Annotated in this window: 10 protein-coding genes; 5 read left to right on the plus strand and 5 right to left on the minus strand. The window is 70.1% G+C overall.

What is annotated here, in order from left to right; genetic code table 11:
• Positions 1-35 precede the first annotated feature (35 nt).
• Positions 36-1,940, plus strand: coding sequence for a DEAD/DEAH box helicase (locus ACTJJ4_RS02875; RefSeq protein ID WP_440941928.1), 1,905 nt, complete (start codon positions 36-38; stop codon positions 1,938-1,940).
• 4 nt (positions 1,941-1,944) lie between these two features.
• Entirely contained in the window at positions 1,945-2,295 is a 351-nt protein-coding gene (locus ACTJJ4_RS02880; RefSeq protein ID WP_440941929.1) for a nuclear transport factor 2 family protein, read from the plus strand.
• A 167-nt stretch (positions 2,296-2,462) separates the two neighbouring features.
• Here ACTJJ4_RS02880 and ACTJJ4_RS02885 read toward each other — a convergent pair whose 3' ends face one another.
• From ACTJJ4_RS02885 to ACTJJ4_RS02905, 5 genes are read right to left on the minus strand one after another with little or no spacing between them, the layout of a single operon-like run.
• Complete coding sequence (locus tag ACTJJ4_RS02885; RefSeq protein WP_440941930.1) at positions 2,463-2,894, minus strand: GNAT family N-acetyltransferase; 432 nt, start codon at positions 2,892-2,894, stop codon at positions 2,463-2,465.
• Positions 2,891-3,406: an AAA family ATPase gene (locus ACTJJ4_RS02890; protein WP_440941931.1), complete on the minus strand. Its 516-nt coding sequence runs from the start codon at positions 3,404-3,406 to the stop codon at positions 2,891-2,893. Before ACTJJ4_RS02890 ends, ACTJJ4_RS02885 begins: the two co-directional genes overlap by 4 nt.
• Positions 3,399-5,720: an NAD-dependent DNA ligase LigA gene (ligA, locus tag ACTJJ4_RS02895; RefSeq protein WP_440941932.1), complete on the minus strand. Its 2,322-nt coding sequence runs from the start codon at positions 5,718-5,720 to the stop codon at positions 3,399-3,401. Before ligA ends, ACTJJ4_RS02890 begins: the two co-directional genes overlap by 8 nt.
• Positions 5,721-5,760: 40 nt before the next feature.
• Positions 5,761-6,855 carry a tRNA 2-thiouridine(34) synthase MnmA gene (gene mnmA, locus ACTJJ4_RS02900; protein ID WP_440941933.1) on the minus strand — a complete coding sequence of 365 codons (1,095 nt, stop codon included), beginning with the start codon at positions 6,853-6,855 and terminating at the stop codon, positions 5,761-5,763.
• 10 nt (positions 6,856-6,865) lie between these two features.
• The gene (locus tag ACTJJ4_RS02905) at positions 6,866-8,053 is read right to left on the minus strand and encodes a cysteine desulfurase family protein (RefSeq protein WP_440941934.1); all 1,188 of its coding nucleotides are present in this window, start codon (positions 8,051-8,053) and stop codon (positions 6,866-6,868) included.
• A gap of 110 nt (positions 8,054-8,163) precedes the next feature.
• On the opposite strand from ACTJJ4_RS02905, the gene glgX reads away from it, so the two are divergent.
• The 3 genes from glgX (at position 8,164) to glgB (ending at position 14,585) form a co-directional block, all read left to right on the plus strand.
• On the plus strand, positions 8,164-10,233 hold the full coding sequence (glgX, locus tag ACTJJ4_RS02910; RefSeq protein WP_440941935.1) for a glycogen debranching protein GlgX: 2,070 nt from the start codon (positions 8,164-8,166) through the stop codon (positions 10,231-10,233).
• 75 nt (positions 10,234-10,308) lie between these two features.
• Complete coding sequence (locus tag ACTJJ4_RS02915) at positions 10,309-12,381, plus strand: maltotransferase domain-containing protein (protein ID WP_440941936.1); 2,073 nt, start codon at positions 10,309-10,311, stop codon at positions 12,379-12,381.
• A complete protein-coding gene (gene glgB / locus ACTJJ4_RS02920) occupies positions 12,378-14,585 on the plus strand; it encodes a 1,4-alpha-glucan branching protein GlgB (protein WP_440941937.1) in 2,208 nt (735 codons plus the stop codon). The genes ACTJJ4_RS02915 and glgB overlap by 4 nt, the downstream gene beginning before the upstream one ends.
• The last annotated feature ends 2 nt before the right edge of the window (positions 14,586-14,587 follow it).

Raw genomic sequence — 14,587 nt, forward strand, 5'->3', positions numbered from 1 at the left:
TGCGGTCGTACAGGCGCAGGCACTATCGTTAGCTGGTGACTGCTGACGATAACGCCGCCGTGCCCACCGACTCCTCCCCCCTGACTGAGGAGACCGCGAAGCCGGGCTTCGACGAACTCGGCATCACCGGTCCCGTCCTGAAGGCCGTCCGCGACCTCGGCTACGAGACGCCCTCGCCCATCCAGGCGGCGACCATCCCGCTGCTGCTCCAGGGGCGCGATGTGCTCGGCACCGCGCAGACGGGCACCGGCAAGACCGCCGCATTCGCGCTGCCGGTGCTCGAGAACCTCGACCTGTCGCAGAAGACGCCCCAGGTGCTGGTGCTCGCCCCGACGCGTGAGCTGGCGCTGCAGGTGTGCGAGGCGTTCGAGGCGTACTCCGCGCGTATGAAGGACGTCCGCGTGCTCCCGGTCTACGGCGGACAGGCCTACGGCGTGCAGCTGTCCGCGCTGCGCCGAGGCGTTCACATCGTCGTCGGCACGCCGGGCCGCATCATGGATCACCAGGCAAAGGGCACCCTCGACCTCTCCGAGCTGAAGTACCTCGTGCTCGACGAGGCCGACGAGATGCTGAAGATGGGCTTCGCCGAGGATGTCGAGCAGATTCTGGCTCAGACGCCCGAGGACAAGCAGGTCGCGCTGTTCTCGGCAACCATGCCCACGACCATCCGCCGCCTGGCGCAGCAGTACTTGCGCGACCCCGAAGAGGTCGCCATCAAGGGCAAGACGACCACGAACCAGAACATCACCCAGCGGTACCTCGTCGTCTCGTACGCGCAGAAGGTGGATGCCCTGACCCGCATCCTCGAGGTCGAGAACTTCGACGGGATGATCGTCTTCGTGCGCACGAAGAACGAGACCGAGACCCTCGCCGAGAAGCTGCGCGCCCGTGGATACTCCGCCGCGGCGATCAACGGCGACGTGCCGCAGGTGCAACGCGAGCGCAGCGTGAACCAGCTCAAGGACGGCAAGCTCGACATCCTCGTCGCCACCGACGTCGCCGCGCGCGGTCTGGACGTGGAGCGGATCAGCCACGTGGTGAACTTCGACATCCCCACGGACACCGAGTCCTATGTGCACCGCATCGGTCGCACCGGCCGCGCAGGACGCAAGGGCGATGCGATCAGCTTCATCACCCCGCGCGAGCGCTACCTGCTCAAGCACATCGAGAAGGCGACCCGTCAACAGCCGACGCAGATGCAGCTGCCGACCACCGAGGACGTCAACACCACCCGCCTGAACCGCTTCGACGACGCCATCACGGCCGCGCTCGAGGAGGCCGGCCGGATCGAGGCGTTCCGCGACATCATCGCCCACTACGTGCGCCACCACGACGTCCCCGAGGCCGACGTGGCCGCCGCCCTGGCGGTCGTCGCACAGGGCGACACCCCGCTGCTGCTGGACCCGGAGCGCGACGAGCTGTCGCGGGCCGTCGAGCGCGACAACCGTCCTCCGCGGGAGCGGTCCGACCGGCCGGAGCGCGCGGACCGTGGCCCGCGCGAGCGCCGTGGTCGTGGCGACTATGCCGCGTACCGCATCGAGGTGGGCCGCCGTCATCGTGTGGAACCGCGTCAGATCGTGGGCGCCCTGGCCAACGAGGGCGGCCTCGGCCGTGACGACTTCGGTGCGATCGCGATCAAGCCGGACTTCTCCATCGTGGAGCTGCCCGTGGGCCTCGACGCCTCCGTGCTCGAGAAGCTGCGCGACACCCGCATCTCCGGTCGCCTGATCGAGATCAAGCCCGATCGCGGCGTGCCGAACCGCCGTGCGCCTCGTGACGGCGATCGCCGCGACGGCGATCGCCGTGGCGGATACCAGGACGACCGACGCGGGCGTGACGCGGGTCGCGACCGGGGCTACTCCCGGGATGACCAACCCGCTCGCGGCGATCGCTTCGAGCGCGATGACCGTCCGGCCCGGAAGCCCCGTCACAAGGGCTGAGCGAATGCCCGAGAGCAGCGACCTCGATCTGGTGCTCGCGCTGGAGCGCGAGCTCCAGACACCCGCGTGCCGTTCCGATGCCGCCCGGCTCGAGGAGCTGCTCGCCCCCGAGTTCACGGAGTTCGGGGCGTCAGGTCAGGTCTGGAGCCGCACCGAGATCATCGCCGAGCTCGCCGGTGAGGACGAGGGCGTCATCGAAGTGCACGATCTCGAGGCCCGCGCGGTCGCCGACGACGTGGTACTCGTTCTCTGGCGATCCCGCATGGCGGACCGGCAGGCGCTGCGCAGTTCGCTCTGGCATCGCGAGTCCAGCGGCTGGCGTCTGGTGCACCATCAGGGCACACCCACGGGCTGACCGGATCAGCGCGGCACGGCGACGCGCGTGGCGACGGCGCCCCGCCAGATCGCCACGAGCACGGCGGTGACGGAGCCCGTGGCCATGATCGCGGCCAGGACGATAATCTGGAAGCGGGCCGCCGGCCGTATTCTGCGGCGCGTCCACGAACGCGAGCCCAGACCCGCTCAGAGGTCGAGATCGAAGTGGTGCGCGGTGATGCTCATCCGCTCGCGAAGGTAGAACCGATGCGCGTCGAAGCGCTGCACCCCGGAGTCCAGTTCCAGGGATCGGCAGCCGGCGGCGACGGCCCGCTCGCGCAGCTCGTCCATCAGCATCCGCCCGTATCCGCGCGACCGGTCGGACGCGGCCGTGGACAGGTCGTCGATGTACAGCTTGCGGATGGCACTGGTGCTGGCCACGATCCGCCATCCCGCGATCGCCACGCACCGCTCGCCGACAAAGACCGCCGTGAACCGGAGCCCCTGCGGTCCCGCCTCGCGCATCACCTGGGCGAACAGCTCGTCCGTCAGGTGCGGGCGCAGCTCCCGCAGCACGGGCAGGGCGCGAATCCAGCGCGTGTCCTCGGGCTCCAGGTCCACCAGGTTCGCATCGTTCACAGCATCTCCTTCACAGCGCGGGCGAGGGCGGTCACGTCGACGGGACCGGTGGTGTCGACGTGCAGCACCGGGAACCCTGTCATCGGCCGCGCCGCATCCGCGAACCGCTCCCACTCCTCGCGTCTGCCCTGGTCGTCGTGCACGGCGTGCCGTGGCCGGGTGAAGAACCGCTCGCGCATGACCCCGCGCGGCGCCTCGCACCACACCTCCACACCCGCCGGCGAACCTGCGGACTCCCAGCCGCGCCGGAACCACTCCTCGTCGCGGTCGGCCAGCCAGACCGACTCGACGAGCACCGTCGCCTCCAGCATTCCGACGATGCGCCACAGCGCATCCGCCGCGAGGGCACCGAGCGCTCGGGTGGGCAGTCGTGCGTCCACCGCATCCCCGAGAGCCTCCTTAAGGGCATCCTTCGACACGAACGGCACGCCGAGCTCCGTGGCCAGCGGGCGGGCGAGCGTCGTCTTCCCCGCTCCGGCCATCCCGTTCAGGACGATGAGACGGTCAGGCATCCAGGGCGTCCGGGCCCTGTGTCACCAGCACGTGGAACTGCGCGGCGTCCAGCACCCGGATGCCGAGCTCCTCGGCCTTCGCGAGCTTCGACCCCGCCCCGGGCCCTGCCGCGACGAAATCGGTCTTCTTGGAGACGGACGACGCCGCCTTGCCGCCGGCCTTGATGATCGCCTCCTGCGCGCCCTCGCGCGTGTAGCCGTCCAGGGATCCTGTGGCGACGACGGTGAGGCCTTCCAGCACGCCGCCCTCGGCGACCGCCGCGCCCGGGCCCGGGTGGCCGGGCGTGGACCACTGCACACCGGCATCCGCCCACTGCCGCACGATGTCCTGATGCCAGTCGACCTCGAACCAGTTCAGCAGCGAGTCGGCGATGATGCCGCCCACGCCTTCCACCGCTGCCAGCTCGTCCCGCGATGCGGCACGGATCGCGTCGAGCGAGCCGAACCACTGCGCGAGAGCGCGCGCGGCGACCGGGCCGACATGGCGGATGTTCAGCGACACCAGCAGCCGCCACAGCTCCTTGGTCTTTGCCTTCTCCAGCTCGGCGAGCAGCTTCACCGCGGCGGACGACGGCTGCGGGCCCTCGATCCCCGCCTTCTTCTCGTCGGCGGTGGGGTTCCGGCTGAACGGCGAGCGGGTCTTGACGATCCCGTCCTCGTCCTCCTTCGGTAGCCCCGTCTCGGAGTCCCGCACCACCACCGAGATCGGCACGATCTGCTCCAGGGAGAGCGAGAACAGTCCGGCCTCGGTGTCCAGCGGCGGCACCGCGGGATGGCTGGGCTGCGTGAGCGCGGCGGCCGTCACCTCACCGAGCGCCTCCACATCCAGCGCTCCGCGGGACCCGATGTGCTCCACACGCCCGCGCACCTGGGCCGGGCACGAGCGCGCGTTCGGGCAGCGCAGGTCGATGTCGCCCTCCTTCATGGGGCGCAGCGGCGTGCCGCACTCCGGGCATCCGACGGGCATGACGAACTCGCGCTCGGTGCCGTCGCGGCGCTCGACCACAGGACCGAGCACCTCGGGGATCACGTCTCCCGCCTTGCGCAGCACCACGGTGTCGCCGATCAGCACGCCCTTGGCCTTGACGACGTCCTTGTTGTGCAGCGTCGCCTGACGCACCACCGACCCCGCCACGTGCGCGGGAGCCATCACCGCGAACGGCGTCGCGCGCCCGGTGCGGCCGACCGAGACGACGATGTCGAGGAGCTTGGTCTGCACCTCCTCGGGCGGGTACTTGTAGGCGATGGCCCAGCGCGGCGCCCGGCTGGTCTCCCCGAGCTCCGCGTGCAGTGCGAGCTCGTCGACCTTGACGACGATGCCGTCCAGCTCGTGCTCGATGTCGTGCCGATGCTCACCGTAGTGCGCGACGAACTCGGCGACCTCGTCGGTCGAGTGGCACACCTTCGTGTGCGGACTGGTCGGCAGCCCCCATTCCGCGAGCAGGTCGTACACCTCGCTCTGCGCGGCGACCGGCGGGTTCGGCCAGGCGCCGATGCCGTGCACGTACAGCGCCAGCGACTCGGTGCGCAGCAGGCCCGCCTCCAGCTCGAGACCGCTCTTCTTGTCGAGCTGCTGACGGAGGCCACCGCTGGCGGCATTGCGCGGGTTGGCGAAGGACGGGAAGCGGCGTGCGGCGGCCGCCCTGGCCTTCTCCTCGTCGAACGGCTTCTTGCCTGCACCGCCGCGCGCTTCCCAGCGTGCGAGAGCGTCGGCGTAGGCGCGGTCGCGGAAGGCCGCCTGCGCGGCGTTGAGGCGCTCGAAGGCCGCGACCGGGATGAAGACCTCGCCGCGCACCTCGACGATCTCAGGGTGCCCCGTGCCGGACAGCCGTTCGGGTATCTCGGGCAGGCGCAGCGCGTTCTCGGTGACGATCTCGCCGACGCGTCCGTCACCGCGGGTGGCGGCCGAGGTGAGGACGCCGTTCTCGTAGCGCAGGTTGATCGCGAGGCCGTCGATCTTCAGCTCGGTGAGCCACGCGACGTCGCGTCCGGCGGCGGCGCGCGTCTTGGTCTCCCAGTCCCGCAGCTCGTCGAGCGAGAACACGTTGTCCAGGCTCAGCATCCGCTCGGCGTGCTCGATGGTGTCCAGCCCCGTGGACTCCGCCGCGCCCACCATCTGGGTGGGCGAGTCCTGGCCCTGCAGCTCGGGATGCAGCCGCTCGAGCTCCTCCAGCCTGCGCATCCAGCCGTCGTAGGTGGCGTCGTCGACCAGCGATGTGTCGCGTCCGTAGTACGCGTCCTTCGCGTCGAGGATGCGGGTGGTCAGCTCCTCGGCCTCGCTGCGGGCGTCTTCCAGTGAGATGTTCTCCGGCACCCCGCAAGTCTACGAGCGAGCACCGACACGGGTGGGGACCTCAGCCGACGGGGACGGCCGACACGGTGGTGTCGATCGTGAACTGCCCGAGCACGCGGGTGCCGACGTAGATCACGGCGCTCTGGCCTGGTGCGACGCCGTCCAACGGATGCTCGGGCACGACGCGCACGCCCTCATCAGTCACGAACGCGGTCGCGGGCACGGGGTCGGCGTGGGCGCGGATCTGCACCTCGCAGGCGAACTCGGAGGCCTGCGGCGCGGGGCCGGCCCAGGAGAACCGCACCCCCGAGATCTCCGCGATCGCGAGCGCCTCCTTGGGGCCGACCACGACCGTGTTGGTGACCGGACGGACCTCCAGCACGAATCGCGGCTTCCCGTCGGCGGCGGGAACGCCCAGGCGCAGCCCGCGACGCTGACCGACCGTGAACGCGTGCGCGCCCTCGTGCGTGCCCACCACGGCTCCGGTGCGGTCGATCACCTCGCCCGTCTCCGCGCCGACCTTCTCGGCCAGCCATCCGCGCGTGTCGCCGTCGGGGATGAAGCAGATGTCGTGGCTGTCGGGCTTCTGCGCCACGCTGATACCGCGCTCGGCGGCCTCGGCTCGCACGATCGCCTTGGACGGCGTGGAGCCCAGTGGGAAGTAGGTGTGCGCGAGCTGCTGCGCGTTCAACACTCCCAGCACGTAGGACTGGTCCTTGGCGCTGTCGGACGCCCGGTGGAGCTCCAGGCCTCCGTCGCCGTCCACCAGTGTCGCGTAGTGCCCGGTGCAGACCGCGTCGAAACCGAGCTCCAGCGCGCGCTCCAGGAGGGCTGCGAACTTGATCTTCTCGTTGCAGCGCAGGCACGGGTTCGGAGTGCGACCGGCGCGGTACTCCGAGATGAAGTCCTCGATCACGTCATCGCGGAAGCGCTCGGAGAAGTCCCACACGTAGAACGGGATGCCGAGCAGGTCGGCCACGCGCCGGGCATCCAGGGCGTCCTCGATCGTGCAGCATCCGCGGCTGCCGGTGCGCAGCGTGCCTCCGGCGCGGGACAGCGCCAGGTGCACGCCGACGACGTCGTGGCCGGCTTCGACGGCGCGGGCCGCCGCCACCGCCGAGTCGACTCCACCGCTCATCGCCGCCAGAACACGCATGGCATCCAGTCTACGAACGCGCGCCTGATCGAGGGCCGGATGCGCGCGCGTACGCGTCCGCGATCACCGCGAGCACGGCGTCGACGTCCGCGACGGTGGAGGTGCGCCCGAGCGAGAACCGCAGCACGCTGCGCGCGTCCTGCTCGCTGCGCCCGAGTGCGAGGACCACGTGCGACGGCTCCGCCACGCCGGCCTGGCACGCCGAACCCGTGGAGGCCGCGATGCCGCCCATGTCGAGCAGGAACAGCAGGCTCTCCCCGACGGCGCCGGGGAAGAGCACGTGCGCGTTGCCCGGCAGTCTGTCGGCCGGATCGCCGAGAAGCTCGGCCCGGGGCACCGCCGTGCGGATGCCGGAGATCAGGCGGTCCCGCAGAGCGGTCAGACGTGCGGCCTCGGCGACCCGTTCGGCCTCGGCCAGCTCCAGGGCCACGGCGAAGGCCGCAGCGCCGGCGACGTCCTGGGTGCCCGCGCGGAGCCCGCGCTGCTGTGCTCCGCCGTGCAGCAGCGGCGCCAGACGCGCGGTCCGTGCGACGACCAGTGCGCCGATGCCCACCGGGGCGCCGAGCTTGTGACCGGCCACCGTCATCGCGACCAGCCCGGCGCCGGGGGACGCATCACCGCGCAGCGCGCGGAACGACAGCGGGACGTGCCCCCACGCCGCTACCGCGTCCAGATGGAACGGAACGCCGGCACCCGACGCCGCCGCGGCCAGGGCCGCGCTGTCGTTGACTGTCCCGACCTCGTTGTTCGCCGCCAGCGCGGTCGCGAGGGCGGCAGTGGCACCACCCTCACTCAGCGCGACGGCGAACCGCTCCACGGAGATCCGCCCCGTCGGGTCCAGCGGGACCGCACGCACGTCGGCGCCGTCCTCCGCGAGGGCCGCGACGGTGTCCAGGGTCGCGTGATGCTCGCCGTCCGGCAGCACCACGGCGTCCGTCCCTGCTCCTCGCGAGCGCCAGAGCCCGTGCAGGGCGGTGTTGATCGACTCGGTCCCGCCCGAGGTGAAGACCACCTCGATCGGCTCGCAGCCCAGCGCGGCAGCCGCGCGCTCCCTGGACTCCTCCAGCACACGCCGCGCATCCTGACCGGCTCCATGCGTGGAAGAGGCGTTCCCGATGATGTCGGTCGCCGCCAGCCACGCCTCCCGCGCCTCGGGGCGCAGAGGTGACGTGGCCGCATGATCCAGGTAGAACCGCATCCCTCCATTGTCGCCTCCCCACAACCCTGGGCGGGCTGTCGGAACCGAGGCTCAGCAGTCCCGGCACCCGGATTCACGGCCGTCCGCCGCGCACGTTTAGGCTGTTCCTCATGCCCGCGCAGTCCACCCCGTCCCTCGGCGGCTCCGCTCTCGACGATCTCGGCGTGCGCCTGCACGACGGCGTCGCCACGCTCCGCGTCTGGTCGCAGAACGCCTCCTCGGTCGAAGTCGTCGTCTTCGACGCCGACGACCTGGACTGGGAGACCGCCCAGGTGCCGCTGGACCGCAAGCCCGGGGGCGTCTGGGAGGTCACGACCGATCTGCTGCAGCCCGGTGCGCGCTACTCGCTGCGCGTGGACGGTCCGCACGGACCAGGCAACACGTTCAACGCCGAGACCCTGCTGCTCGACCCGTACGGACGCGGGCTCGCGCAGGGCGACGGCTACGAGGAGTGGCGCTCCGTCGTCATCGCCGACGGCTTCGACTGGGGCGGCGTGCGCAAGCCGAACACGCCGATGGACCGCACCGTGATCTACGAGGGGCACATCAAGGGCCTCACCAAGCGCCACCCCGACGTCACGGCCGCGCTGCACGGCACCTACGCCGGGCTCGCCCACCCGGCCATGATCGAGTACTTCAAGAGCATCGGCGTGACCGCGATCGAACTGCTCCCGGTGCACGCGTTCGTGCCCGAGCCGCGGCTGCTCGAGAAGGGCCTGACGAACTACTGGGGCTACAACACGCTGAGCTTCTTCACGCCGCACAACGCCTACGCCAGCGAGTCGGCCCGCAAGGAGGGCCCGGAGGCCGTGCTCGCCGAGTTCAAGGGCATGGTCAAGCTCCTGCACGAGGCGGGCCTGGAGGTCATCCTCGACGTGGTGTACAACCACACCTGCGAGGAGGGCCTCGGCGGCCCGCGCTCGAGCCTGCGCGGCATCGACAACGCGCTCTACTACCGCCAGCAGCCGGACGGCAGCTACATCGACACCACCGGCGTCGGGAACACCGTCAACACCGCGACGGATGCCGCGGCGCGCCTGGTGCTCGATTCGCTGCGGTACTGGGCGACCGAGATGCAGATCGACGGCTTCCGGTTCGACCTCGCCACGGCGCTCGGCCGCGACGCCAACCACGAGTACGACCGCGAGCATCCGCTCCTGACGGCGATCCGCACCGACCCGGTCCTGCAGGATGTCAAGATCATCGCCGAGCCCTGGGACGTGGGCCTGGGCGGATGGCAGACCGGCAACTTCCCCGACGGCTGGAGCGAGTGGAACGACCGCTACCGCGATCGCGCCCGCAACTTCTGGTTGAGCGACATCGACTACGCCCGCCGCGCCTCGGCGCCCGTGGGCATCGGCGGCTTCGCGAACCGGCTCGCGGGCTCCGCCAACACGTACAGCGAGGAGCGCGGCCCGCTGGCGAGCATCAACTTCGTCACCGCGCACGACGGCTTCACGCTGCACGACCTGGTCGCGTACGACGTGAAGCACAACGAGGCCAACGGCGAGGGCAACCGCGACGGCGCTGACATGAACCGCTCGTTCAACCACGGCGTCGAGGGTCCCACCGACGATCCCACGATCCTCGCGCAGCGCCGCAAGGCCATGCGCAACCTGCTGGGCACCCTGCTGCTGTCGGCCGGCGTCCCGATGATCACGGCCGGTGACGAATTCGGGCGCACGCAGCGCGGCAACAACAACGCCTACTGCCAGGACTCGCCGCTGAGCTGGCTGAACTGGGAGCACGAGGAGTGGCAGCGCGATCTCACGGCGCACGTCGCCCTGCTCACCCGCCTGCGCGCCGAGAACCCGGCCCTGCGTCCGAGCAGGTACGCGCGGCTGGGTGAACACATCCCCGATTCCTCGGTGATGGACTGGTTCGACCAGAACGGCGAGACCATGGAGGTCGAGCAGTGGAACGACCCCCGCAACCGCACCCTGCAGTACGTGGCGGCCAGCGTCCCTGAGAACGGCGCGTCCAATCGCATCCTGCTGATCGTGCACGGCACCGAGTCGCCGATCGACGTGCGACTGCCGGACTCGATCGAGGGCGCGACGGCGTTCGTCGAGCTGTGGTCCAGCGCGGACGACACGCCGCAGAGCGAGCAGCGCCGGCATGCACCGGGCGAGGTGCTGCCCGTTCCGGGCACCTCGATGCGCCTGTTCCGGGTGGAATGACCGGATTCCCCACGCGCCTCGTAACCCGCGATCCGATGGGCTGGCGCGGGGCCCGCTGAGCGGTACATTCATGGTGTGGCAGCACGAACCGCTCAAGAACCCGCGGCGCTGAGAAGCCCCGCCCGGATTCCTCTGCGGCCTGCCGCCGAGACCGGCACCCCGGAAGGCGTGAAGGCGGGGAGGATCCCGCTCTTCTCCCCCACCCCGCATGTGCCCCAGGGATACCCGCCGAAGGCGTTCGCAGGCGAGGTCGTGCCCTTCGGCGTCGTCTCCTTCCGCGAGGGCCACGATCGCATCGGCGTGCACGTGCGCCTGATCGATCCCGCCGGCGGGGAGTCCCTGCACCGGCTCACCGCGCGACAGGACGGCACCGACCGCTGGGTCACGGACATCGCCCTCGACCTCGAGGGCCCGTGGCGGTACCGCTTCGAAGGCTTCGCGGACGACTTCGCCACCTGGGCGCACGCAGCATCCGTCAAGGCGGAGGCCGGAGTCGACATCGCGGTCATGAGCGCTCTCGGTGCGAAACTGCTGACCTCCGCTGCGGCCGAGAAGGATCGCCCGACGGCCGAGCGCACCCGGCTGCGCGGCGCCGTGAAGCGGCTGAAGGGAGCGGAGGCCGGTGAGCTCACCGCGGTGTCGACGGATTCCGGCCTCGCCGCCGTCTTCGCGGACCGTCCGATGGCGTCGCTCGGCTCCGTGAGCGACTGGCTCGAGCTGACCGTCGAGCGCGCCCGCGCGGGCGTGGGTTCCTGGTACGAGTTCTTCCCGCGCTCCGAGGGCGCCGTACGACGCAAGGACGGCACGGTCAAGAGCGGCACGTTCCGTTCCGCGATCAAGCGCCTGCCCGGCGTCGCAGGGATGGGCTTCGACGTGCTGTACCTGGTGCCCGTGCATCCGATCGGCGAGACCAACCGCAAGGGGCGCAACAACACCCTGACCACCGAGCCCGGCGACCCCGGCTCGCCCTACGCGATCGGATCCCCCGACGGCGGGCACGACGCACTGCATCCCGAGCTCGGCACCGAGAAGGATTTCACAGCGCTGCTGCGCGCGGCCCAGAAGCAGGGCCTCGAGGTCGCCCTGGATCTCGCCCTGCAGGCATCCCCCGACCATCCATGGGTCGCCGAGCATCCGGAGTGGTTCACCACGCTCCCTGACGGCACCATCGCGTACGCCGAGAACCCGCCCAAGAAGTACCAGGACATCTATCCGCTGAACTTCGACAACGACCCCGAGGGCATCTACGCCGAGATGCTGCGCGTCGTCAGGCACTGGGTCGGCCTGGGCGTGCGGATCTTCCGGGTGGACAACCCGCACACCAAGCCGCTGCAGTTCTGGGAGTGGCTGATCGCACAGGTCAACGCGAAGGATCCCGGCGTCGTGTTCCTCGCCGAGGCGTTCACCCGCCCGGCGGTCATGCGCGCGCTCGCCGCGGTCGGCTTCCAGCAGAGCTACTCCTACTTCACCTGGCGCAACACCAAGGCCGAACTCGAGGAGTTCCTCACCAGCGTGTCGCAGGAGACCAGCGACTACATGCGGCCAAACCTGTTCGTGAACACCCACGACATCCTCACCGAGTACCTGCAGTACGGCGGGCGCGCGGCGTATCGCATCCGCGCCTGCATCGCCGCGACCGCGGCCCCCACCTGGGGCGTCTACGCCGGCTACGAGCTCATCGAGAACGTCGCCCGGCCGGGGTCCGAGGAGAACATCGACAACGAGAAGTACGAGTTCAAGTTCCGCGACTGGGACGGCGCCGAGCAGCGCGGCGAGTCGCTGGCGCCGCTGCTGCGCCGGCTGAACGCGATCCGTGCCGAGCATCCCGCTCTCGGGCAGCTTCGCAACATCTCCTTCCACTGGAGCGATGACGACGCGGTGCTGGTGTACTCCAAGCATCTGGACGCCTCGTTCACCGGCACCGGCCACGACGACACGCTGATCGTCGTCGCCAACCTGGACCCGCACTCCGTCCGTGAGACGACCGTGCACCTCGACACGCGCATCTGGGGCGTTCAGCCGGGTGACGGGTTCGAGGTGGAGGATCTCCTCACAGGAGCTGTGTGGAGCTGGAACGATCACAACTACGTGCGGCTCGACGCCTTCGCCGAGCCGGTGCACATCCTGAGGGTGAAGGAGCGATCATGAGCTACATCGAGGACGTCTCCATATCCGAGCAGTGGGAGAAGGCCGCCGACGGCGCGCACCACAACCCCCACATGCTCCTCGGCGCGCATCCGAGCACGGATGCGGCCGGGCGCACCGTTACGATCATCCGCACGCGCAGACCGCTCGCGGAGTCCGTCACCGCCGTCTTCCTCGACGGCGACCGGCTCCCGCTCGAGCATGTCGCGCGCGGAATCTGGGAGGGCCGTCATGCCGGTCCTCCGTCCGCGTACCGCATCGCCACGGTGTACGCGGGGCAGAACGAGATCATCGCCGGAGACCCGTACCGGCATCTGTCCGCCCTGGGTGAGATGGACCTGCACCTGATCGCCGAGGGGAGGCACGAGCGGCTCTGGCAGGTACTGGGCGCGCATCCGCGCGTGCTCGACGGCGAGACCGGCGTGGACTTCGCCGTATGGGCGCCGGATGCCAAGGCTGTGCGGGTATGCGGCGACTGGAACTCCTGGAACGGCACGGGCCACGCGATGCGGTCGATGGGCGCCAGCGGCGTCTGGGAGCTGTTCGTCCCGGACGTGTCCGTGGGCAGCCGCTACAAGTACGAGATCCTCACCCCGGACGACCGCTGGATCCTCAAGGCCGATCCGATGGCGCAGGCCGCCGAGATGCCGCCCGCCACGGCATCCGTCGTGACGCAGAGCGCGTACACCTGGGCGGACGGCGCGTGGATGACGCGCCGGGCGGCGACGCACGCGGTGGCGCAGCCGATGTCGGTGTACGAGCTGCATCTGGGCTCCTGGCGCGAGGGCCTCGGGTACCGTGAGATCGCCGATGAGCTCATCGAGCACGTCATCGCGACAGGCTTCACGCACGTGGAGCTGATGCCCGTCGCGGAGCACCCGTTCGGCGGCTCGTGGGGATATCAGGTCAGCGGCTACTACGCCCCGACCAGCCGGTACGGCTCCCCCGACGACCTTCGGTACCTGATCGACCGGCTGCACCAGGCCGGCATCGGCGTGATCCTGGACTGGGTGCCCGGCCACTTCCCCAAGGACGACTTCGCGCTCGCGCGGTTCGATGGTCGGCCGCTGTACGAGCACCCGGACCCGCGGCGCGGCGAGCACCAGGACTGGGGAACGCTGATCTTCGACTACGGCCGCAACGAGGTGCGCAACTTCCTGGTCGCGAACGCGCTGTACTGGCTCAGCGAGTTCCACGTCGACGGCCTGCGCGTGGACGCCGTCGCCTCGATGCTGTACCTCGACTACTCACGCAAGGACGGCGAGTGGGAGCCCAACGTGCACGGCGGCCGGGAGAACCTCGAGGCCATCCGGTTCCTGCAGGAGGTCAACGCCACCGCATACCGGCTGCACCCGGGCATCGTCATGATCGCCGAGGAGTCTACCGCCTTCCCCGGCGTGACCGCGCCCACCTCCGCCGCCGGCCTCGGTTTCGGCTTCAAGTGGAACATGGGCTGGATGAACGACTCGCTGCAGTACATGAAGCGCGATCCGATGTACCGCTCCCACCACGAGGGCGAGATCACGTTCTCGTTCGTGTACAGCTTCGGCGAGAACTACGTGCTGCCCATCAGCCATGACGAGGTGGTGCACGGCAAGGGCACGCTGGTGTCACGGATGCCGGGCGACCACCACCACAAGCTGGCGAACGTGCGCGCGTACCTCGCCTACATGTGGGGTCATCCCGGCAAGAAGCTGCTGTTCATGGGCCAGGAGTTCGGTCAGATCGGCGAATGGTCGGTCGACCGCGAGCTCGACTGGTGGCTGCTCGACCAGCCCGCGCACGCCCAGCTGCAGCACTTCGTCAGCGCCATGAACGCGGTGTACCGTCGTCAGGCCCCGCTGTGGGAGCGCGACAACGACAGCAGGGCGTTCCACCGTCTCGGCGCACCGAGCTGGGATCCCAGCGTGGTCGCCTTCGAGCGGCACGACGCGCACGGCGGACGACTGGTGGTGGTGACGAACTTCGCAGGGGTGACCCGCACGGGGTACCGGCTGCAGCTCTCCTGCGAGGGAACCTGGGTCGAGGTGCTCAACACGGATGCCGCCGAGTACGGCGGCTCGGATGCCGGCAACCTCGGGATGATCCATGCGCACTGCGAGACCGACGACGCACCGGCGATCGCGACCGTCACGCTGCCGGCGCTGTCGACGATCTGGTTCCGCTACCAGGCCGACCCGCACGTCCCGACGGTCAGCCACGACTGACC

Source organism: Microbacterium sp. 22195 (genome assembly GCF_052056515.1).
Lineage (GTDB): Bacteria > Actinomycetota > Actinomycetes > Actinomycetales > Microbacteriaceae > Microbacterium.